The organism is Flagellimonas sp. 389 (genome assembly GCF_018449435.1).
GTDB lineage: Bacteria > Bacteroidota > Bacteroidia > Flavobacteriales > Flavobacteriaceae > Flagellimonas.
This window is the reverse complement of the sequence record NZ_JAHCMU010000011.1, coordinates 21,969-45,236: the sequence shown is the minus strand read 5'-3', so window position 1 is coordinate 45,236 and position 23,268 is coordinate 21,969. Positions and strand designations below refer to the sequence as shown.

Annotated in this window: 14 protein-coding genes; all 14 read right to left on the bottom strand. The window is 40.2% G+C overall.

Annotation, left to right across the window (positions count from 1 at the left end; genetic code table 11):
• Positions 1-48 precede the first annotated feature (48 nt).
• The 14 genes from KIM67_RS10795 to KIM67_RS10730 all read right to left on the bottom strand — a co-directional run bounded on the left by KIM67_RS10795 (position 49) and on the right by KIM67_RS10730 (position 22,876).
• Positions 49-939 carry a hypothetical protein gene (locus KIM67_RS10795; protein WP_213831345.1) on the bottom strand — a complete coding sequence of 297 codons (891 nt, stop codon included), beginning with the start codon at positions 937-939 and terminating at the stop codon, positions 49-51.
• Positions 918-1,823 carry a polysaccharide lyase gene (locus tag KIM67_RS10790; protein WP_213831344.1) on the bottom strand — a complete coding sequence of 302 codons (906 nt, stop codon included), beginning with the start codon at positions 1,821-1,823 and terminating at the stop codon, positions 918-920. Before KIM67_RS10790 ends, KIM67_RS10795 begins: the two co-directional genes overlap by 22 nt.
• A 42-nt stretch (positions 1,824-1,865) precedes the next feature.
• Positions 1,866-3,614 (bottom strand): arylsulfatase, encoded by a 1,749-nt coding sequence (locus KIM67_RS10785; protein WP_213831343.1) that lies wholly within the window; start codon positions 3,612-3,614, stop codon positions 1,866-1,868.
• The gene (locus tag KIM67_RS10780; RefSeq protein ID WP_213831342.1) at positions 3,615-4,700 is read right to left on the bottom strand and encodes a metallophosphoesterase; all 1,086 of its coding nucleotides are present in this window, start codon (positions 4,698-4,700) and stop codon (positions 3,615-3,617) included.
• A 46-nt stretch (positions 4,701-4,746) separates the two neighbouring features.
• A complete protein-coding gene (locus KIM67_RS10775) occupies positions 4,747-7,335 on the bottom strand; it encodes a family 43 glycosylhydrolase (RefSeq protein WP_213831341.1) in 2,589 nt (862 codons plus the stop codon).
• 27 nt (positions 7,336-7,362) lie between these two features.
• Entirely contained in the window at positions 7,363-8,823 is a 1,461-nt protein-coding gene (locus KIM67_RS10770; RefSeq protein WP_250149236.1) for a sulfatase, read from the bottom strand.
• Positions 8,824-8,825: 2 nt separating this feature from the next.
• Positions 8,826-10,955: an alpha-galactosidase gene (locus KIM67_RS10765; protein WP_213831340.1), complete on the bottom strand. Its 2,130-nt coding sequence runs from the start codon at positions 10,953-10,955 to the stop codon at positions 8,826-8,828.
• A gap of 1 nt (position 10,956) precedes the next feature.
• Entirely contained in the window at positions 10,957-12,210 is a 1,254-nt protein-coding gene (locus tag KIM67_RS10760; RefSeq protein WP_213831339.1) for an aldose epimerase family protein, read from the bottom strand.
• Positions 12,158-13,633, bottom strand: coding sequence for a sulfatase (locus KIM67_RS10755; RefSeq protein ID WP_250149235.1), 1,476 nt, complete (start codon positions 13,631-13,633; stop codon positions 12,158-12,160). Before KIM67_RS10755 ends, KIM67_RS10760 begins: the two co-directional genes overlap by 53 nt.
• Positions 13,634-13,815: 182 nt before the next feature.
• The gene (locus KIM67_RS10750) at positions 13,816-15,327 is read right to left on the bottom strand and encodes a RagB/SusD family nutrient uptake outer membrane protein (RefSeq protein ID WP_213831338.1); all 1,512 of its coding nucleotides are present in this window, start codon (positions 15,325-15,327) and stop codon (positions 13,816-13,818) included.
• Between the two features lie 11 nt (positions 15,328-15,338).
• Positions 15,339-18,707 carry a TonB-dependent receptor gene (locus tag KIM67_RS10745; RefSeq protein WP_213831337.1) on the bottom strand — a complete coding sequence of 1,123 codons (3,369 nt, stop codon included), beginning with the start codon at positions 18,705-18,707 and terminating at the stop codon, positions 15,339-15,341.
• Positions 18,708-18,817: 110 nt separating this feature from the next.
• Positions 18,818-20,035 (bottom strand): FecR family protein, encoded by a 1,218-nt coding sequence (locus KIM67_RS10740; RefSeq protein WP_213831336.1) that lies wholly within the window; start codon positions 20,033-20,035, stop codon positions 18,818-18,820.
• 177 nt (positions 20,036-20,212) lie between these two features.
• On the bottom strand, positions 20,213-20,812 hold the full coding sequence (locus tag KIM67_RS10735) for an RNA polymerase sigma factor (protein WP_213831335.1): 600 nt from the start codon (positions 20,810-20,812) through the stop codon (positions 20,213-20,215).
• A 228-nt stretch (positions 20,813-21,040) separates the two neighbouring features.
• The gene (locus KIM67_RS10730; protein WP_213831334.1) at positions 21,041-22,876 is read right to left on the bottom strand and encodes a sulfatase-like hydrolase/transferase; all 1,836 of its coding nucleotides are present in this window, start codon (positions 22,874-22,876) and stop codon (positions 21,041-21,043) included.
• Positions 22,877-23,268 lie beyond the last annotated feature (392 nt).

Here is a 23,268-nt window from a genome sequence, read left to right as displayed (position 1 = left end):
CTGTTACATATGTTTATCAAAGGAATACACTTTATCCCTTTAGATGCATTACCACATCCATCTATTATAACTGAGACCTAATCTGAAAGTTTGCCTTGATGCACCATTGAATTGGGTAAACGCCAATGTTCCATCTTCGAAAAAAACGGTGTCAATCCCCGTATCCGTATCTGCTCTTTCATAGAAAAGAAAAAGCGCCAGATTCCCTTTTCCAAGCCTTTTAATAAGTGATAATTGAGCATTAACACTATACATGTTGGCTCTGTGAGTGAAACTTACAGGGTGCCTTAGTTCTTCAATCAAGTTCCAATCTCCTTCAGCTCGGTATTTGGTGGCACTGGCCCTACTTTCAAAAGCTACTTCCAAATGATGGGTAATAATTTTACCCAAGGTTATACCAAAAGCTGGCCCATAGGTGTAAGGCTTATATGAACTGTCCAGCCCATTGGATGTATTGATAATGGATAATTTTTGTTTGGAATACATTACCCCGAGATAAGGTGTTAAATACATCTTGTTACCCAGTCTCAAGTCATAAGTTATTCCCAAATCTGACTGGATGTTAAATCCTCTGTTTGCGTCTTCTTTAGTATTAAAAACAGGGCTCTGTCGGTTGTTTTCTTCATAATCTGTATCCATGACGCTACCTGAAATGGTTGCTGCCAAAATCTGCCTTACCCTAATCTGAAACCGATTTGAAACCTTGTAGCGAAACCCAAGTTGAGCACCTGCATTAATAAGGTTTTCCCATTCCAGTTCAGATAGAATATTAGGTTCAGTACCTTCCAAGTTTCCTGCGATGGACCATGAAAAATCTTCAAGGCTTACAATTGGAGCCAATTGGACTTCCAATCTGTTGGTTTGCCCCAACAGACCGGAAGAACAGGTATAAAATACCCAGAGAATCAATATTTCTCTTAACTGGCCAATCTTGTCCACTTCACATAATCAAAACGCATCTTGCTTTCCGTGCTAGCTTTCCAATAATCTTGGGAGCCGCCTCTGAATACGTCAAAAATCAACTTTTTAACCTTTCGGTCATCGGTACTATCCCCCCATCGAATATTGCTTTTTGAAACAACTTGGTTGCCATTGACCCACATCTTAAGCTTGCCGTTTGCTGCCGAGTTTGAGGTATTTTGCTTATAATAAAGTTTCACGGTGTACCAGACACCGGTCTGAAGAGAGCTACTGCTGGGCCATTTAGCTCCAAAATCTTCCCCACAATTGGAAGTCATCCCTTTATAATAAGCATAGGGCCGGAAATATGCCGTGCCGCTTGTATCCCCTAGCTGCTGATCTGGAGAGTACCACATTACGCGAAAGCTACCTCCCTGCCCTGCCCTGGCATCATCACCATTACAGCCTGTGACTCCTTGGCCAGTTACAAATCCCCAGCCTATTTTTCCACCACGGCTCCACTCAAATCCATCATTGAATTTCACCTTCCATTCCAACTCGTACTCCGTTCCATCGGATATGTTGGCATTGGAATTCATGCCGCTTCCCGTCCCCTTGGAATTCGCTTTCAAAGTAATTCTAAGCGCATTTGATCTTATGTAGGCATCAGCTTCACCTGAACTCCAGCCACCAACACTGCCAAAATCAGAATTGGCCATGCTCACTGTGTAGGTCTGGTCAGATTTATTAAACCCTACTGTTCTGCTCGCATATACGGCTCGGGCCAAGGTGTTTTCAGAGGCATCTTCGATAAAGGGAATTTCTGCAGTTTCTTTCTCGCATGAAGAAATTATGGCCACTAAGGACATAAAACCTACAACGGAAAGTAAAGACTTAAGCTTTAAAATTTTTGTTGTTTTCATTTTTAGTGATTTACGGGTTAATAATTTTTTTCTTTTTTTGAGTTAGTCAGAAGTTGCTTTGGGAAGAACCTGGGTTCTCTTGAACTCGCTCAACATCAAGGTTTTCATTTCCTCGACTTTATCTGGATACTGATCGGCGAGATTATAGGTCTCCGAACGGTCAGCAGTAATATTGTACAACTCAAATTTTGCATCTTCCTTAAATCCGTTTGCCGTAAACACATTTTTGCGACTAACCAGTTTCCAGTCTCCGATTCGGATGGCAGGATAGCCCCAATGTTCAAATGTCAAAACCCGTTTAGGTTGTGAAATATCATTTAAGGTCTGAAACAGACTTACCCCTTCCATAGGTGTAATATCATTTCCGTTGTGTGTAATAGGGTATTCCGCTTGTGCAATATCAACACAGGTTGCCATAATGTCGTTGAAATGTGCATAACGATTGTTGAAAATGGTTCCTTGCTCAATTTTTTCTGGCCAGTGTGCTATAAATGGCGTACTTATGCCAGCCTCGTGAGTAAACATCTTGTACAGTGAAAAAGGAGTGTTGCTTGCATTCGCCCATCCAGAACCATAACTGAATAGCGGGCCATCAGGACCACCCAGTTTCTCCAAACTCTTCCCTTTGTGAAGCAAATTGGGGTTTAACAGGGAGTTACCGTGAACACGGGCGTTGTGGTCGGGATATTCAAAGCCGAAGGTATTCCATTCACCACAGGCGCCATTGTCACTTAAGAAAAGAATCAATGTGTCTTCCAGTTCCCCATTTTCTTTTAAGTATTGAATAATGCGACCGATATTTTGGTCCATATTATCAACCATCCCCGCGTAAACCGCCATTCTTTTTGCTAGGTCGGCTTGACGGTCTTTGTCCAACAGTTCCCATGCTGGATTATGTATTCCATCACCAGGTATGCCTTTGCCAATGGCACTCTTTGGTCTCACCATTTGACTCCTTTCTGAGAGGGTGATATTTTTGGTAATCACACCCAACTCTTTCATTCGTTCAAAGCGTCTGGCCCTTATTGTGTCCCAACCAACACTATAGGTGTCGATGTATTTTTCAGAATCCTTGGGCCAAGACTGCACCGGAAAATGCGCTGCTTGGTAAGAAACATACATGAACCAAGGTTGGTCGGGGGTTTCCTTGCCCAATTCTAAAAAATCCAAGGTGTAGTCGGTTATCGCATCAGTGGCAAAAAATTCCCCTTCTTTGTACTTTCGTTCTTCCCTGCCTTTTGGATAACGCTGCATCCATTTGGGTTCAAAACTATCCACACCATAATCCTCAAGAAATCCATAGAATTCTTCAAACCCTCTTTCAGTGGGGCCGGGATAATTTACGTGCCACTTACCGGCACCAAAGGTTCGATAACCTGCCGTTTTCAAAACCTCTGCAATGGTTACCGAATTCGGCGTCAAAATCCCTCTGTATCCAGGTAATCCCCTATCTTTTGCGGCCATTTCACCCATACCAGCTTGATGTGGATAAAGACCGGTAAGGAGTGATGCCCTGCTGGGGCAGCATCTGGCAGAATTGTACATTTGAGTGATTCGGGTACCATTGGCAGCCAGACCATCAAGATTTGGTGTGTTGATCTCTCCTCCATAGCATCCCAAATCGGAATAGCCTAAATCATCGGCCAAGATGACCAATATGTTTGGTCTTTTATCTTCTTGCAATGGTTCTGGGGGCTGTTTCTTTTGATTACAACCAAGGGTAATTACAAACCCAAATAATATTAATAGTAAAGTCTCTTTAAATTTTATCACTTCTTGATTCTTTAGCATTTAGTTTTTCGGATTTACTTCAAGAAAACACCCCGTCTTTTTTTTGCTGACTTTGCCCGATACTTTATCAAGTGTCAGAGTGCCAACAGTTCGAAAACCCTCTTTCATAGCCTCAGTTGTAAATGAAATGCTCAGGGATTTTCTGTCAATGACTTCTGGAACTATGTCGATTTCCTTAAGTTCCAGTTCTATTTTATCTTCAGAGACCTTTCCCACTAGATAGTTTACCGTAGGGTTCCATCCGAACAGACTGCCATGGGCGATTTGTTGAACCCCGTCTTTTTCAGTACAGGTAATCGCATGAACCTCTCCACAGAGGTATAGGTCTATATTGTATTTGGATAAGGTTTTCCACAAGGGTGATTGTCTTCCCTTTTCGAGCATCATTCCACTGGAATGCAAACGGTTTACAGGTCCTAGAATTGGGGTGTGACCCATGACAACCACATGATTTACTCCTTTGTTCTCTACCAATACGCTATCTAGCCATTCCAGTTGTTTTCCCGTAACCTGCGCTACGATATTTCCTTCCTTTCCCTTGCCAGGTTCAAAAACATCTAAGGAAACAAACAGACTGTTTTTATGGATAAAGTAATAGGCCAGCCCTTTCATGTGGTCAGGACCGTTATTGGGCATCTGCATGTATTTCCGAAACTGTTCTTCAAATACCGGAACCAATTTGGCTTTTTCCTCTGGCCAGGGATTATCACCCACTTCATGATCGCCGATGGCAACATAGTAATTTAGGCCATGTGCCTCCAATCGTGCTTTCCATGCTGGATAGAAAATAGCGGCTTTCGCCTCTATTCCCTCTTTTGTTGGCTCAAGCTTGGATGGCCATCTCCCATTGACCAAATCCCCGGGGACCAAAACAAAATCTGGATTTTCAGCCTTTACGGCCTGCAGGAAAAAACTTAGCCCTTCTTCAAAACCCGGTTGAGGATAATAAGTGTCTTTGTTCAAAAAATCAGGTACGCTTACAAAGGTCCATGCATCCTGTTCCATTACAACTTGTTGTTGGGCTTTGCAAGCGGTCAGCATTAATAGACAGCATAAGATGCAATGTCGATCGATAAAACCTTTCATATTCGATACAATTGATATTTTCATATTCTTTCTCATCGTTACTTTATTAATCAAAGCCAAGGTCTTCACCTTTATGAACGGCCAGCCCTATCTGTTCCTTACTCAGTTTCCGACCGTTGTACCAAAGCATCCATTGATTGTTCTCTTCATCAAAAATGACGTAGGGTTTATAGCAAGCATCGCGGTCCCACCCCTTCTTGCTTGTTTTGATGATAGGATTTTGCGGATGCCGTTCCCATTCAGAAATCCCATCCTTTGAGCGTGCCACACCAATTTGGGCCCAATGCACATCGTGGAAACCGATGTAGAACATATAGTACCACCCATTGTGCTTTACAACTTGACAAGCGGTCACTTTTTCGTATTCCCAAGCATTGTTCTTGTCTGATTGGAATATGGGATTATCGGGATGTTTTTTCCAGTTGATTCCATCCTCGCTCGTGGCATAGCCAATGGCATCGGGTTCATATTGTTCCCCTCCTGAATACCACATTTTATAGCTTCCACTGGATTCATCCCAAATCACATGGGGACACATAATGGCATTTTTTTCCCATGGAACATCAGGATGTATGACGGGTTCTGGCTGCACTTTTTCAAAAACTTTGCCGTCTGTACTCCTGGCCATTCCAATTTTTGAAGTTTTGTCTTCACCCATTCGCTGACCGGTATACCACATTTCATAGGCATTGTCTTTTTTGATCACTACAGGTCGGTTGACATGTTCTTCCCAATCAGTATTGGAGTTTTCATTTAAAGAAATAAATGGTTCATTCCAGTTCTTACCGTCTATACTTTCGGTTAAAGCGATGCTTTTTTCAGGACGCCAGGAAAACCACATTTTGAATTGGTCCCTTTCCTTAAGAAGTGAAACATCAAAACAAGTTCCTAAATCTCCACCCAGAACAGGATTGTTATCATATTTTTCCCAACCTGCATCGGTCTCCTCATAGGTACCTGAAAGAGCGGGAAGATCTACTTCAATTTTGGCAAGTTGCTCGGAGAACCCTAATTTTTTGCCATCAACGAAAACCATCAGTCCTTTGCCCAAGTTGTACTTTTCTCCCGTTTTGTCGTATACTATGGCTACGTTTCTTCCCTGGTATAGAATATTGTCCATTCGGAAGTAATCCCACTTATCTTCGGGCACTAACGGATTGACCTCAAGTATCTCATCAGCCCGGGGTCTTAAGCCTACCAGACCGGTAACGATTAAGTCTACATAACCCGAATGATTGTAATGAACTCCTCTATCCTTATCATCCCTATTTTTTTCATACATGATTTTTCGGGATATCCATTCGCCGGTCTTTGGATCAATACTTTCTCCGATCCAGTCCACCTCACTGCCATCCTCCATCATAATTTTGTGTGATTTTGCATAGTCTTGTAATACTTGCAAATAGTCTTCCCTACTTATAATCTTTTGTTCATAGTTATTTAGGAGATTGGCCATGGAAACCAACGTTTGTGTGGTCGCGAAGGGCCAAGAGGGGCCATTCCAAAAACACATATGGCCATTGTCGTACATAAAGTTCGGATGGCTTTGTTCTGCGGTTGTTAGACCATGGGGACTGTAAAATCCATTCGAGTCCATAAGTTCGGACCATGCTTTTTCCTTACCACCACTCGGGATGTTGAAATACCAAGGGATGTACCCTGACAATTCTTTGACCTCTGATAAACTGGGATTATCAGTTTGATTTATTGAAGATTTATAGAAACCATGGATGTCATCCCATAGTGTTCCGTCAATCAGCGTTCTGAGCTGTCTGGCTTTGTTGGAATAAATGCTTTCTAAATCTTCATCTCCGGCCAAAGCAGCAATCTTTGATAATGCCTTGGCATTAGCATACATATACGAATTTGTGGCTACTCTAAATCCTTTATGGGCCAACCCTGCTTTATAGACTTGGCTGTGTTTTAAATTATTTTTTTTGACCTCATCTGGAACCCCACTTATGCTGAACTCCATACCTTCTTGATTGTCTATACTCCAAAAAAGGCCTTGTGCTGTCATATACTTTTCTTCGAAGGATTCATAAAATTTGACCATTTTGGGGAGTAGGGCAACCAACAATTCTTTGTCCTTGGTGACTAGGTATCTTTGGTATATTGCATCAAGAATCCAATTGGAATACCGATTTACTTCTCCTTTCTCAAACCAAAAATTGGAATAGTCATCCATATAGCTGGTCTCATGAAACCAACGAAATTCGTTAAACTGGTGGCCCACAGGACAGACAATGGTATTGGCGGGCCCTGACCATGGAACATCGGGAAGAAACTCGGTCATCACAAAGGATTCTTTGGTTTTTTTGATATGCTTGCGTAACGTCCACCAACGGAAGTAATAGGTATTTTCGATGGTTTTGTCCGGACACTCAAATAAAGGAATTTGACCTCGGAGCCAAGCCCATGCTTTATCATTTTTTACGTAGGATTTCATGGCATACCCGTCCTCAGTATTGAATTTTTCGATGTACTCCTTGAACGTATCGGGATTCATTTGCGAAAATTCTGCCAGGGTCTTCTGTTCGTTCTGGTTCTTTTTTTCTTCTTTGCAACCGAAGAATAGGGAGAGAACCGTTAGGAATAGAACCGGCTTCAATGCCATATTTTTGTTTATCGTCATTTGAGTTTTTTTTTGGTATTTGTGGTTTTATTCTATTTTTCTGATTTCTTTTAGTGCCATACTGAGGCGCTTTACATATTGTTGGTGTTCGGGCAGTTCTGCTAGGTTGCTTGTTTCATTTGGGTCCCGATCAAGATTATAGAGCATTCGTGCCTGGGATTTCCCATTTTCGGAAAACCATTCTGTATAGCTAAAACCATCGGTCCTCATAAAATCTGAGTTTTTCCAACGCCCATATACCGCATCTTTACCCATTCTGTTGGGATTATCCAAGAGATGTGTGAAGCTCTTTCCTTGTAAGTGAGAGGGTTTTTGCAAACCTGAAAGCTCTACGAGACTGGGATACATATCAACGAACTCTACCAGCCCTGACACTTTATGACCTCCCTTTTTACTAGGTACATAAACGATCAAAGGAGCCTTCATGGCCACATTGTATGTAGAGTGTTTGCACCAAAGACCATGTTCACCGAGACTCCATCCGTGATCTCCCCACAAGACTATGATGGTATTTTCTTTAAGTTTCAGGGTTTCAAGTTCATTCACGATCAACCCTATCTGTGCATCGATATAGCTGGTACAGGCATAGTAGCCATGAATCAACGTACGAGCCATCTCATCCGTTATAGGTCCTTTACTGGGAATACCATCATACGTTCGTAACTCAGACGAATTGTGATGTGATTCTTCAGGAGCATTCTCTGGATATTTCATAAATTCTGGGAATTGCAAAGCCTTTGAGTCATAGAGGTCCCAATACTTAGCTGGAGCATTAAAGGGTAGGTGCGGTTTTACAAAGCCCACGGCCATGAAAAAAGGCTTTTCACCTTCAGCCAATAAACCTAGTTTTTTAATGACCTTATTGGTAAGTTTACCATCATGGTAAGCACTGTCTGCAACATCTGCCCTTTCATAAGGAGGTCTCCTGTTCGTATTTTCAGCCCGTTGATAATTCAACCTTTTTCTACCCGCTGACCCCGACACCAGTAGTTTGGGATTCCATGGTGCTTCAGTCCAACTTTGAAGGGCATCATCCTCCCAGTTATGGAGTACTTTTCCCATGCTCAGTGTTATGTAGCCATTATTTTTGAACAGTTCGGGAAGAGTCTCTACACCAGGGGCATCTTTGTCTATATAGCTATTGTGGGCTAGAAATCTATTTGGATTGGGCCGTAGCCCTGTTAAAATGCTGGCGCGCGAAGCCCCACATACAGGAATGTTGCAGTAGGCGTTTTCAAAAAGAAAACCCTGCGCAGCCAACTTGTCAATATTCGGGGAAAGTATTTGTGGCTTCCCATAGCAACCAAGTTCGGGCCTGAGGTCATCTACAGCTATAAACAGGATGTTTGGCGGATTATCCTTGTTTTTTGAAGTTGCATTTTGAATAGGGTTACAGCCAATTATAACAACAGGGAGTAATAACGCGCAATGTTTTACAAAGCGACTCTTTATAGTTGAAACGGAAACCATATTTCTATTCGTCATCATCTTCATGGCACATCATTTCTAAAGTATCTATACAGGGCATAGCTGTGTGGTTCAGGAAGGCTGAATTCAACCTTCCCTTGTTCCCTTGTCGTTGTTTCAAAATCTTTTCCAGAACCTAACAGACAGGTAAGCGAGACCCGCTCATTTTCCGGAATCCATGTTCGGATGTTTTCATTCGGTATTTCATTGCCTTCCCTGAACACCAAAAAATAACCCGATCGGTCATCTGTGATAGATTGAAAACCCGTCCAAGATTTTCCACTTGGTTCCTTGCCAATAGGCAAAATTGTACCCGAATGCATATTGTACATACGCTTCTTATAAACTTGTATTGAATTTGCTATGGAAAATGCTCCGTTCGGTAGATTGCTCCCTTCGAACCATGCCAGCGGCTGACCCATCATGGTAATGGCAAATTGGTAGTCAAATGGCAACTGAAAGGGTATAAAAGGGTCGTTTTCGGCATACTTATCTCTATTGCGCCATTTATTCAAAAACTCAAGTTGAAACCGTTCCAGTGGCACATAGCGTGAAAGCATCCAAGCATTTCTCAAAGTCCAATGCGGATAGTAGTTTCCCCAATCGGTATACCGGTTCTCCAAAAAAACATTACCATATTCTTGCATATAATGATAGCCTCCTCGTTTTCCAGCCGTAGCGTCAAGGTTGAAGACAACTTGCCCCTCGGTTTCTTCCAAAACCTTGTTCAAAAAACTTCGAAGATTGTTTTCTGCTTGTTTGTTGGGTAGTTCAATACCATCAATTTTAAAGTTGGTAATGCCGTATTTCTTGTAAAGGGATAAAAGTATTTCTGCATCTTGCCCCCAATTTCCATAGCTATCGGCGTCGCTAGGGTGAAACCAGAGTGCCAATTTGATGTTGAGTTCCTTAGCGCTTTTCAAAATCGGTTCCAGTCCATTAGGAAATCTTTGTGGGTGTGGTCGCCAGCTATCTGCATCCCAGGAGTTCCAAAGTTTTCCAGTAGGGTCTTTTGAATTTTTGGAAAGTCCCTTTTGCCAACCATCATCCAATTGAAAATGGGTGATGCCCAGTTTTGCAGCAGCTTCAAGCTCTCTTATTGCAAAGTCTTCGTTTAGTTTTCCGTCCTGGCCTCGGTCACCCCATGTGTTCATCATTACCATTTCATCACGTTCAGGATAGTGAATGCGAAGTTTTTTTTGATACTTTCTCAGTGCTGAAAGCTTGTTAAGTTCTCCCCTACCGGCAACACCAACCGCCAAACTGTAAGCTTTGGTCCAATCTTCTTTTTTAATGTCGGAAGGTGTCAGTCCCAAGCCCACTGCTCGCAACTCATTTGATTTAGAGTAGAAATCGTATCCAGGATAATGTAATTGTTTATCGGAAAGAGGGGCTTCTTTTAGCATGAACAGTTGCCCTCCATTCTTCAAATCCTTTGCGAACAATAGATTACCCCTTAACAATAAGGGTTTCGTAAAAGTTAAATAGGTGGAGTGTTTTACCAGATTATTATTGATGTCGGTCACATCTTTAAAATCCACCAAATCAAATTTCCAATGGCCATGGTCAAAGACCAATTTATCCATAACAGGCACAGGGCTTTGCTCCTCTAATTGTTTAAGTATCTTTTTTTCAACACCAGAGGTCATATCAACAGCTATTTTTTGCCCTTTCCAATCTCCCTCAGCAATGCCTTTAACAAAGAAATCACATGCAATTGCCGGTGTGTTGGGATAAATGCGGAACACTTTTTTCAAAGAAAGCTTTCCCAATTCACAGGAAACCTCTACTTCAAGATGTTCTGATGCAGTCCAATTTCTATGGTTCCATTGTGACTTAAAGCTTCCATTACCTTCATAATTGGGCTTGAACGGAAATGACGTAGTAGGGTTTCTGTCTTTTAAAATCCATGCTTGGCCACTTTCTTTGTTCTTTAAGATTGTAGAAATCAGATTGCCCTTGTTCCATAAAAACTGTCTCTCAATCAAACTGTTCCCTATGTATAAAGTGTCATTTTGAAGTTTGGTATAACAATCTTTGCCCTCATTTGACTGGGCCATCATCTGAACATATGAGTATAGGGACAACAAAAGGCAAAATGACAATCGCGCTTTAGAGAAATTTCGAACCTGTATTTCCGTATTCTTCTTCATCCTATTTGCCTTCTATACCGAATTGATAAATGGTTGTGTGGTGATAAACTTCGCCAGGCCTTAGCACCGGACTTGGAAAATGGGACTTGTTGGGTGAATCGGGGAAAAACTGCGATTCCATACAGAAACCACCATGCTTAATAATTGATTTTTCGTATTTATCTATTTGTTGTCCATCAAGAAAATTTCCTGAATAAAATTGTAGTCCAGGCTTTGTGGTAAATACTTTTAAGGTTCTTCCTGATTTGGGTTCGACCACTTTCGCCGCTAAAGTCAGTTCATTTCTTTCTTTTTTGTTTAGTACAAAATTGTGATCAAACCCTCCTTCAACAAGTTGGATTTCTTTACCAATGGATTTTGATACTAAAAAATCCATGGGTGTATTTCTTACGGAAAGAATTTCCCCGGTAGGAATCAGTGTTTCATCCACAGGGGTATAAAAATCAGCGTTTATGTAAACTTGATGGGAGAGCACATTTTGCATTGTATTTGTTGAAGGTCCCAATCCTGAAAGATTGAAATAGGCATGATTGGTAAGGTTTATAATGGTGATCTTATCTGTCCAAGCCTTGTATTCAAGTATCAATTCATTGTCATCCGTCAGACTGTAATCGACATGAATGTTCAAGTTTCCTGGATATGCTGATGAACTTTCTGAACTGTGATAGGTAAGTCTTAGTTTATCTTGATTCCCTTCTTCAACAATTTCAGAGAACCACAGTACCTTATCAAAACTCTCGTTATTCCCACCATGCAGGTGGTGAACTCCGTTGTTGGCAGTTAGTTCGTATTCCTGGTCATCCAAATTAAATTTTGCGTTACCAATCCTATTGGCATACCTACCAACTAGGACACCGAAGTAAGAGGTGTTTTTCTTCAACAGTTCGTCAAAAGTGTCATATCCCATTATGATATCACCTACAGTCCCCAGTTTATCCGGGGTTTGGATGGAAATTATAGTTCCTCCATAATCTGTTATCTTGACTATTAGGCCATTCTTGTTCTTAAAAGTAAATAGCGAGACTTTTCTGCCATCGGGCATAGTACCAAAATCCTCTTTCGAAATACTGGAAGACCCAAAACCTTCGCTGCTGTGAGCAATCAGTGTTGTCATATAGAAAATCAAGACCATAAACCGATGTGGTCTTACTTTTTTTAGTGTAGTTATTAATCTCATATATAGTTCATATCGGTTGCCGTATTCAAAATTTTTCTGTTCCAACATCACCGTCACGTGGGGCAATTTGATCATCATAGGGTTCTATGTTTCTTAAATGCTCCTCAGCCAACTTTTTCAGCTCTTTGACTTTTTCAGGATATTTAGCAGCAATGTCATATTGCTCCGAGGGGTCCTCACCAAGGTTGAACAATAGTGGAGTACTGTGTTCCATGTTGTAATATTTTCTAAACCCAGCTATTTCCCTTGTCTTGAAATGAAGTTTGAAGTTGCCCTTTCGTACAGCGAAAAGTTGACGACCCATGTAGAAAAACATCTCATCGCGATCACTTTCTTCTTGTTCAAGGAGCGTGGCTGTTAAATCGTAACCATCCATAACTCTATCTTTTGGGAACTTTGCTCCTGTTAGGCTGCATATTGTTGGAAACAAGTCTAAAGTCGCCGCCATTTCTCGTATTACTCCGTGTTTAACTGCGCTTTTCCACCAAAAAATAGCAGGGACTCTCATTCCACCTTCCCAAGTCGATCCCTTGCTTCCCCTAAATTGACCAGCCGAGCCGCCGTGTTCGTCGAGCATTTTCCAAGGACCATTATCTGAAGTGAAAATTACAAGCGTGTTCTCTTCCAAACCTTCTTCTTGAAGTGTTCGTATCAACTCTCCTACACTCCAATCAATTTCTTCGATAACATCTCCATAAAGCCCTCTTTCACTTTTTCCTCTAAAAGATTCTGAAGCAAAAAGGGGTACATGGGGCATACTGTGTGATAAAAAGATAAAGAAGGGGGAACTTTTATTCTCCTTAATAAATTTTAGGGCTGTTTGGGTATATCGTTTGGTTGCTGTGTGTTGTTCAAAAGGTCGTTCAATTATTTTGTCTCCTTCCATCAATGGAACGTTGTAATATGAAATTTTTGGATTCTGGTACAGCTCCTTTGTCATCTTCTGGGTCTTGTTCATATCATTGCTGTAGGGAATGCCATAGTAGTAGTCAAAACCATTACTAATAGGGAGGTATTTTGGATTTTTGTGTCCCAAATGCCACTTCCCAATACAGGCCGTTGTATACCCTACCTCCTTTAAGGCTTCAGCAATGGTGATTTCCTCTGAAGGCAATCCTCTTTTGGAGGATGACCAAAAAACACGTCTCTTGTCACTGCACATGCCATTTCTAATTGGCAGTCTGCCTGTCAATAATGCCGCCCTACTAGGTGTACATACACTGGCAGCGACATAAAAATTTGTCCAACGTTGTCCTTCTTCCGCCAGTTGATCGATATTGGGAGTCTGAATGGTCGGATGCCCATAGACAGATGCATCACCGTACCCCATATCATCAGCTAAAATGAGAATGATGTTGGGTTTTTGATCTGGTCGAATATTTTGGGCAGATAGGTTTGTACCTGCAATCAAATTCCACAAAATCAACTTCACCAGCAAACTCGTTCTAAGAATTTGAGGGAAGAGGAGTTTTGACCCTGCCATAAAATGAGCTATAGCCATACCATGTTATATTGTATAAGTTTTATCGTAATCAGGTTGGATGTCAAGAAAAATGTTAAGACAGTCGTAAGAATCTTAATCACAGAGGGCGTTATACCAATTCGTAAATCTGGATGGGTTGTTAACGCCCTCTAATGATCAATAGCTAACTCAAACTAATTATACAGTTTTCCAAGCTTTTGTTAGTACCCATCGTTTTGGGTCAGGTTCGGATTAATGCTTATCTCGTTCTCAGGAATAGGATATAACACATTGTGTGGTTGAATTCCATCAACAGCAAATTCATCTTGAGACATTACATCGAAAAAAGTACCGTATCTGACAAGGTCATATCTTCGCTTTAGTTCGAAACATAGTTCCAGTTCTCTTTCAAGCCTTACGGCATCCCGAAAATCTGACTCACTTAAACCGCTCAATGGTGCTAATCCTGCACGGTCCCTAACCTCATTTATAGCTTCATATGCTGCTGGGGTAGGACCGCTGTTCGCTTCGTTCTCCGCTTCAGCAAGTATCAACAGAGCTTCTGCATATCTAAAAACCACTTGATTGGTTGCCGTCCGTCTGGAAAATTCAAACCATTGTTCTGGGGGTCGGCCAGAGTCAAAATATTTATTTATCCTGGGTACTCTTTCCCTTTCAATTCTGCCCCATTCCCGGAAGGAATATGTTCTTGGTGGCGAAGTAGGATCATTGGTCTCCGTACTGACCAAAGTGGTATCCATTGAAACAAATAAACGCTCATCATCCGAAGAAAATTTATTGAATAGGTCCAAGTCTCCATAAAATTGTCCGAAACCTGGTAATGAGCCTACCACTCTAGGTCTTGTCCTGGCTGTAATCAAACTTCTGGTATCATTGGACCCTCCCAGCGTGTACTGTATAGAAAAAATATGTTCAGGGCCATTTTCATTTTCTAAGAGCCAAAGATCTGAATAGGGTCTTACCAGACTGTAGGTGCCTGAGGCCTTAACCTCTGCAGCTTTGGCAGCGGCCAATGCCCATTTGGATTCATCTTGTAACGGAAAGCCCGCCATGGTCAAATATACTGTGGCCAAAAGTGTTTTGGCAAAGCCTACGGTAGGAAGTCCGTCCCTTCCCAAATCCACACCATCAAGCAAATCCTCAGCTTCCAAAAGATCTTGTTCTATTTGCGAATAAACTTCAGCTACGGGGCTTCGGGCAATATCAATACCGGATTGTAAATCTGTAATGGGTTCCGTAATCACAGGTATATCACCGTACAATCGGACCAAATTAAAATAGGAAAATGCCCTCAACGTTAGGGCTGCTCCTCTGTAGCCTGGTACCCAATTGTCTTCTTTACCTTCTATTGCAGCCAATATTTGGTTCATGGCATTAATATTGAAATAATTCGTTTGCCATACGTCCAAAATAAATTGATTATCAGTCAAAAAAGTATAGTGCTCTAAATCGCCTCTAGGATTCCCTGGTTCAAATCGACCTGTTACATGGTCCGAACCAGCCGCTATTACATCCCATAGACCTCTATCATAATAAACACCTCTTCCCATTCTGGTCAATACGCCGCCCATCAACTGTACTACATCATTTTCTGATGCAGGAAAAAGAGAGGGGGTTAACAAATCTTTTGGCTCTTCTTCTAAAAAATCACTACATGCACTCGACGATAACATCAAGAGCATAGCCATGAATACTTTTGTTATATTTTTCATTTTTTATATTCTTAAAATGTTACGTTAAGGCCTATGTTATAAATTCTCACTCCAGGAAAACCTCCATGATCATAGCCCAATAAGATGTTTTGATTGGACAAAGTCTGGTCTCCTCCTCTCGAATTCACTTCAGGGTCATAGCCTGGATAATCAGTAATAGTGAATAAATTTTGGCCGCTTACATAGATTTTAGCCGCTTTCATTTTTAAACGATCCAATACGGGTCTGGGCAAATTAAAGCCTAATGAAAGGTTTTGAAGACGTATATATGATCCGTCGTGTATGTATCTGCTCGACATTGACCCAGGCGCTTCGCCCAAGGCCTGGACCGTATTGCTCGTACCTTCGCCATTCCAGAAATTAACAACATTTGCTAAAGAATTTCTCGTTTCACCAACACCAGAAAGAAGGAACTCAGTAGTCCAAAAAACATCATTTCCCTGAACACCTTGTAGGGTAAAATCCAAATCGATGTTTCCAAAAGAAAAGTTATTGGTGAAACCCCAAATAAAATCGGGTTGCGCATTGCCAATAATCGTCCTATCCTCGGAATCAATTACTCCGTCTTCATTGATATCCCTGAATTTAACTCGACCAGGGGCGGCGGTTGGATCATCAATGGCATTAACCTCAGCCTGATTTTGATAAATACCATCGAATACAAAACCATAAAAAGACCCTAAAGGCTCACCTGGTGTCAAAATACCACTGTCGCTGATTTCAGCGAACGGTGATCCCGACTCGAGAATGATGTCTTCGTCACCGCCCAAATCCAATACTTTATTTTCATTGAAGAAAATATTGAAATTGGTGTTCCATGAGAATTTGTCCTTTGAGACATTTACAGTATTAAGGGAAAATTCAAACCCTTTGTTCTCCATACTACCAATGTTCTGTACCTGGGTATCAAAACCAGTATATTTTGGAAGTTCCTTATTAAACAAAAGGTCCTCGGTCTTTTTATAATAATACTCGGCGGTTAAATCAATCCGCTGGTTAAACAACCCAAGATCAAGTCCTATATTGTAAGAGGTGGTCGTTTCCCACTTCAGATCGTTATTTGCTATCCTGGAGGGTATTGCTCCATTAAAAGCTAAATTGTCTCCAAACGTAAATTCAATTCCTGATTGGAAAGCTGCCAACGATTGATAAGGATTGATGGCCTGACTACCCGTTTCACCATAGCTCCCACGTAATTTAAGGTTACTGATCGTCTTACTTTCCTTTAGGAAATTCTCTTGGCTGATACGCCAACCAATGGATGCCGAAGGAAAATAGGCCCATTTATTATTAGCCGCAAAAACCGAGGCGCCATCTGCTCTAAACGAAGCGGAAAACAAATATTTTCTATCAAAGGTATAGTTGATTCTTCCTAAGAAAGAGGCAATGGTCCTTCTATTGAAAAAGGTTGACGCGGGACCTATATTCTCTGCCAATTGAATACCATTAAATCCAAGTTCATCACTTGAAAAGCCATTTGCGCTTGTCGAAAGGCCTTTGTTCTCAATCTCTTGTGTGGTAAAACCGGCCAGAACATTTAGATTGTGCTTATCATTGAACACACGGGAATAGTTGAGTGTATGTTCCAATAAAAAATCGGTCCTATTCCGTGTATTGACATTGGCGAAACCTTGGTTCAAGGCGCCAACAAGTTCTCGACTATCATAACGTTGTTGTAAAAAGTTTTGAAGAATATAGCCAAAGTTAAGCTTGTAAGTCAAGCCCTTAGCAATATCAAGTTCTCCAAAAAGGTTCCCAAATAGGTAATTAGTAGTCCGTAAATCGTTCCTTTGGTTCACCAAGCGCACAGGGTTATCTATATTGGTTGAAAAAGGATTGTAAGAGAACGTATTTATAGTTTCATCAAATACAGGATAAGCCGGGGAGGAAAGAAGGGCTGTAAATGTTACGGGGCCACCTGCATTTCCAAATCCTTGGTTCATCTTCACCAAATTATTCAGGGTTCTCGAATAGGAAAGGTTATTACCAATTCGTATCCTTTTACCCAGTTTATGGTTTAGGTTCAATCGAACTGTAGAACGTGTGAAATCTGCGTTGGTGATAACGCCTTCTTGACTAAAATAGTTGGCCGAAAGCAAATATTGCGTATTTTCATCACCACCAGAAACCGATAGTTGGTAATTTTGTATTGGAGCAGTTTGAAATATCTCCTCCTGCCAGTCGGTATTGGCAACAAGATTTTCTTCAGCTCCCGTAGTATTTCCATTCTCATTAAATAATGTTCTCCATTGATCGGCGTCCAAAAGGTTTATTTTTTTATTGACCACCTGTACCCCTCCGTAGGTATTAAAAGTCACGGTCGGTTTTCCTGTCTTGCCTTTCTTGGTAGTGATGATGATTACTCCATTAGCACCTCTCGAACCATAGATCGCAGTTGCCGAGGCATCTTTTAGCACTTCTAAAGAAGCGATATCATCTGGATTGATAAAGGCCAAATCACCTCCTAAAAGACCATCAATCACAATCAATGGGTTGTTATCGCCTTGAATTGAGTTGCTTCCTCGAATACGTATTTGAACGGTACCTCCCGGATGGTTGGAAGCGGAGCTTATCTGGACGCCGGGTGTCTGGCCCTTCAACCTTTCTTCAACTCTTGGTGCATTGATGCTGTTGATCTGTTCATCGTCCAAAGAAACCAATGCCCCGGTTAAATCACTCTTAACTTGGGTACCATAACCAATAACCACAACTTCATTCAATCCAGATGATGTTTCCTCCAAAGCTACGTTTACCGTGGATCGACCGTTAAGGGGTATTTCCTGGGTCGCAAATCCAATATAGGATACTACCAATGTTACATTTTCATTGGCTACTGACAGCGAGAAATTGCCATCAAAATCTGATTGTACACCGTTGGCAGTACCTTTCTCAACGATATTGGCCCCAGGTAATGGGGCACCATTTGAATCGGTTACCATACCAGAAACTTGGAATTGGTCGCGCTGCTCAGGCAAATTTGATCGGTTGGGAGATTGCACATTGTTATTCCCAACGGGTAATGGTGTAAGCACTATTTGTCTATCAATGACCTTGTACTTTATAGTACCCAATGGAAAGAGCTTTTTCAAAATGCTCTCTATCTGTTGCCTTTTGACATTTACGGTTACTTTTCGGTTTAAATCAAGTTCTTCTTTGCTATAGAAAAATTTGAATTCTGAAACCGTTTCGATTTCGTTCATTACTTCCTGAACAGAAGCATTTGCCATTTTAAGTGAAATTTTGGCATTTTGTGCATATCCAGATTCTGCCTGTAACTGAAAAAAGGTTGTCAATATGAGCAGAAGCGATATTCTCATTTTCAAATCAAACTTTGGGAATACAATTTCCCATTGTCGAAGAGAGTTCTTCGGTTTTTTCATAATTTTGAATAGTATTTAGTTAGTTATCTTACGACTAGATCATTTTTGAATCGGAAGGTGTGGCAACACTTTCCGATTTTTTTTACTTCATAGGCTAATTGTTTAATTTATTATTTCATCTCTTGGTTTATCTTAGTGATAGTAATTTTATCTCCATCTATTTCATAGTCAAAAGGAGTATGTTCTTGGCATATCTTCAAGATTTTTGTAAGTGGCTCTTTTTCAAAAGTTCCTGTAATTTTTTTGTCATTGAGTTCCAAAAAGTAATTTTCAATTTCAACATTAAAATGTCGTTCGAGTTCTTTCAGAATCAAATCAAAACGGTCATTGACAAAAAGTAATTTATTATCCTTCCAAGCAATATATTTTGATACGTCTGTCTCTTCTACCCCAATAGAGTTATTCTCGAAAATTGCGCGTTGGCCCGGTTCTATCATAATCGGCCCGATGGCTTCTTCATTGTTTGACCTATAAACCCCAACGCTCCCTTCCACAAGAACGGTTGAAGTGTTGTTTTCATTTTTGTAACTTGAAACGTTAAACTCGGTGCCATAAACTTGTGTGTTCATATCATCAGTGATTACTGTAAAAGGGGTTCCAGAGTCTTTCTGAACCGAGAAATAAGCTTCTCCGTTCAAATACACATTTCTTGGTTCGCCATCTAGAAACCTTACGGGATAACGCAAATTGGAGCCAGAATTCAAAAAAATATGAGATCCATCAGATAAAATCAGTTCAAACTTTTTGCCATATGGAACGGATAGCTGATTGTACTTTAGAGTTTTTGTTGTGGAGTTTCCTTCACGATATGATATGGTACTTTGTAATTGGGTAAGAATTGTTTTTCCTTCTCCATTCTTTATGGTACCAGAAGTACTTTCTTCCAATATTTTTATACTACCATCTTCAAGCTGGAGCGTTATTTGGGAATCAGAGGGTAAGGACGTTTCGATTGAAGCAAAGGGCTTCACAAAGTAAATGCCCACGCCGGTAGCAATCAATCCAATAAAGATAGCTGCCACACGTAACCATGCCAGGTTTTTAAGTTTCGAAATGGTTTTTTGATTTCCAATCATAGAGGCCGTATCCTCTCTTCTCTCCACAATGTTTCGCCACATAGCGTCAAAATCTTGGGTAGAAAGTTCATCTTGGTCATAATGCATCAAAACAATAAAGCGCCTTGCCTTTTCAACTGCCGCTTCCTTCTCAGGATGGTCTTTCATCCAATTTTTCCAAAAATTGTCTGCCATTGGGTCATTGTTCAAGACCCAATTTTGAAAATATTCATCCTTTATAAAATCCTCCTCAGAGTAGTGGGCATACTTCATTTTTGTCAATAAGAAGTTTTACTAATTTTCAATTTTCAATTAGTAAGAGGATATTTTTACGTTTTTACTTAAAAAAAGGTGGAATTTTTGATAAATTCTTAGACAAAAGTTTTTAAAAAAAGAAGCGTATACTTCTTAATACATTAAAATTCAATAACTTAACTAAGAAAAGGCATTTTAGATAAGATGGAAAACTAGTGCAGTCAAAAGAACACCTAAATGTTGACGCAGTAATTTTAAAGCATAGGCAATGGAGTTATATGCTCCCTTTTTATCAATGGACATTATCTCAGCAATTTCATCATAGCTCAAAAGGCCATAGAATTTTAGATGAATTATTTCTTGCTGTTTGGCATTGAGCATTCCCATAGCTCGCTTTAGTTTGAGCCTTTGTTCGTCGAAATTCTGTTTTTCAATTAAGTTTATTTCCTGGGATGAAACTGTTTCCTCCAAACCTTCAAAACAATGAAAAAAACTCAGTTTCTTTCTTCTTTCCGAAGCCTGTGAAATTAGTTTTCTTCGAAGTGACCGATATAAATAAGATTTTATGGATTTTACTTCACCCAACCTTTCCTTATTGTTCCACAATTCAACGAAAAGGTCTTGAATGCCGTCTTTTACTGAATCCTGCTCATGAACCAATTTTATTCCGTAGTTGAACAACCTTCCGGCATTTTCGTTGTACATAGTCGCAAAAGCTGTTTCATTCCCAGACTTAAACTCTTGCCAAAGTTGTAAATCGGATGGTTTACCATGACCGTTTGACTTAGTTTCCATCTCAGTTGGTCTATCACCACTACATATCTCAATATGTTTATGTGCAAGTTTCAATTTTAATTGGATTAAACGAAGTGTTATAAATCTACAACAAAATTAATATGAAAATATATTATTCTTAATAAAATGATATTTTTTTATTATAAAATCAAAAAATACGATGATTTATAAGATATTCCTAAATTAAAGAGTAACAGCAATTGGTCATAAAAACAATATCCGAGGCCATCAAACCTTATAGTTTGGTCCTAAATCCATTTCTATGCCCCATTTTTTAAATAGGTGTCTCGCCATTCTTAAATCATAACGGTTACGATTATTTTCAAAGTTTTGTTGGTAAAACTCGATAACGGTCTGTTTTGTCTCTTTATCATCAAGTCCGAGTATATCTATTATGTTTAGGGTATGGACCCGAGAATAATGGTTTCCCTTCTTAAGGTTTTCGATGAGCTTCAATCTACCCTTTTCTTTTTCTCCAAGTTCATAAAGAATCTCAGATAACATATTAGAAACACTTATTGAAGAATCATCAATTGCTTGTTCTATGGGTTCAGACTCAATCTTGACATCATCCTGTATAATACGTAGACCTGTGGCTCCCCAAAAACGTATTGAACTATTTTCAGAATTTAAATATTCCATTAGAATTGGTAGAGAATTACTGTTAGCCAAAGATGCATTTTCAGCGGCTTCGATTACATCGGATAATTCACTTTCACTCAAACGCAAATAATCGTAGATTGTCGTTCCTTTGGTTTGCTCTTCGAGTTCCGCTTCTGGAATAAAACCTGAGTCTTTTATTGTATTTACCCAATTCAAATTTTCCTTTCTCATTCGCAATAAAACCGGCAAATAGTCTGGGTCATCCGCCAAGTTATATACTTCCCACGGATCATTTTCAGTATCATAAAGTTCTTCTTGAGGCTTGGTTTTCCAAAAAAGAGATTGAACTTCATTTAAATTTCCAGATTCCCATTCCCTTTGCCACGACCTAATAGATCTTGCTCTAAACAAATAGCTTAGAGGTTGGCCATGGACTCGAAAGGGATTATAATTTTTGATATACCTGAAGCGTTTATCGCGAATTGCTCTCGACATATCATAACGTTCATCCATTCTTCCCTTGAACATATGAACATAGTCCTGTGCATTTTCTTTGTATTTGCCCAAAAACACGGTTCCTTGCAAATATTCGGGGCGGATTATGTTGGCAAGCCCTAACATAGTGGGCGCTAAATCAACGAAGGAAATCAGCCTGTCGACAGAGTCTCCAATAGCAGAAGGTCTCCATTCTTTATACTTTTCAGGAATACGTACAATAAAAGGTACATGCGTGCCAGTTTCATAAAGGTAGCGTTTGCTTCGAGCCAAAGCACCACCATGGTCACTGAAGTAAAAAATGATAGTATTCTCCGCTAAACCACTTCTCTCCAACTCTTCCAAAATCTCTCCTACTTCAGCATCCATTTGGGTAATTCTGTCATAGTATTGGGCCCAATCATGTTTAATATCTTTAGTTGTTGGATGGTAAGGGGGTATTACCATTTTTTCTGGCCTATGTATAAGCTCCGAAAGTGGAATAGAATCATGTAAGCGACTTTCGTGGGTTGTATGAATGTTCCTAACATGAAAAAAAGGCTGTCCATCTTTGCGATTTCTATAATGGGCGGTTTCAGAAGATTCATCCCAAATAGTTCTAGTTACTGTGGTATTATAGTCCTCTTTTTCATTATTGGTACAATAGTATCCTTTCTCACGTAGGTGCTCTGGAAAAAACCGCACTGTCTCGGATAAAAGATTATTACTCCTCATGTGCTGACTCCCATTTGAATTGGCGTATACTCCTGTAATAATAGTATTTCTTGCAGGTGCACACACTGGTGCGTTGGCATAGGCATGGGTGTAAAGATGTCCTTCCCTTGCCATTTTATCCAGATTGGGGGTAATTGCCAAGGAATCTCCATAACAACCTAAATAGGCACTATTGTCTTCACTTACAATCCAAAGAATATTCGGAGGCGGTTTTTCCTCAGATTTCTTACAGCCGCCCAAAACAAATAGCATTGTAAAAACCCAAAGTAATCTATATTTCAGGTGAAACCTCAAATTCCATAATAACCCACTAGTTCCAAAAATCATAAAAGATTATATTAGTTAAAACAATGTCCTTTGTCAAAAGGAAAAATCTATGTGCCTGTAAACAAGATCAATGGAGCATATTTTTTTCCAATTGCTGTTATCTGTGTATTTCATACACAGATGCCAAAATATATTTTTTTAGCAGAGCAGGAAAATAATTTATTATAAACCTTCCTGTCTCGTTTAAAAAAATCATCAGGATTGCAATCAAATCTAACTCCGATAGATGTTCGCAAAACTCCTTTCTAGCAGTATTTGGGAATAAGGATTGCAGTGTATCATTTAGTTTTAGAATTGCATGTTATTGATACAATAAA